Consider the following 858-nt stretch of genomic DNA (forward strand, 5'->3'; position numbering starts at 1 on the left):
GCCCAGGCGGCGGTTCCCACGGCGTCGGGTGCCGGCTTCGATGCGGCCGCGGCAGTGCACCGGCTGGCGGCCGAGGCGAGCGCGCCGGGGCACAGCCGGCAGTTGCGCGACTGGCAGGCCCGCGAGGCGCGCAAGGCACAGATCGCCCTGGACTGGATCTGCCAGTGGTCGCTCACGGACGCGCGCGAGCAGCTGCGCCGCTTCGCCGAAGGCGACCCGGGCCTGGAGCCGGAAGGGCCGTTCGTCTTCGGGTGCCTGCTGCACCGGCTGGGCTACGGCAAGAGCGCCCATTTCTGGTGGCGGCTGGCGGCCGGGGCGGACCATCGGGGTGCGGCCTACTGCCTGCACCTGCACCACCTGCAGCTCGACGTCGCCTACGGGGCCAGCTCCCACTGGTACGAGCGGTTCGCGGCGCTGCCGTCCGAAACCGGCAGCGGCTCCGACGGCGTGGCCCCCTACGAACTGCTGGCCGCGGCGTCCCGCCACCGGCAGCGGCGCCTGCCGCCCGGCGACGGGGTCTGCCGGGAGATCGAGGACGAGGTTCACCGTCTGGCCGCCGAGACGATGAAGAGCTGCGGTGTCGTGGGCCGGCCCGGGCGGCGCTTCGCGGACGTGCTGGCGGCGGTGGACCACGGGCGGACGGCGGACCACGGGAAAACGCGCCGCCCCGGCCCGTGAGGGGCCGGGGCGGCGTCGTCACACCAGGTGCCGGTTGGCGGCATTACGCCTTGGGGGGCTCCGGGGTGGCGTGCGGGGTGCAGGTGACGTCGCTGCCGCCGGTGAGCTTGCCGGTGAGCAGGTAGGCGTCGACGCGGTCGTTGATGCAGGGGTTCTTCAGGCCCGTGACACCGTGCGAGC

The 858-nt window shown here is 74.8% G+C and carries 2 protein-coding genes; one reads left to right on the forward strand and one right to left on the reverse strand.

What is annotated here, in order from left to right:
- The coding region (locus tag AC27L3_RS29515; RefSeq protein WP_487237110.1) for a hypothetical protein at window positions 1-678 on the forward strand (678 nt) is incomplete at its 5' end.
- A gap of 43 nt (window positions 679-721) precedes the next feature.
- Here the strand turns inward: AC27L3_RS29515 and AC27L3_RS29520 are convergent.
- The coding region (locus AC27L3_RS29520) for an alpha/beta hydrolase (protein ID WP_487237111.1) at window positions 722-858 on the reverse strand (137 nt) is incomplete at its 5' end.

The organism is Streptomyces sp. PKA51, from assembly GCF_057552455.1.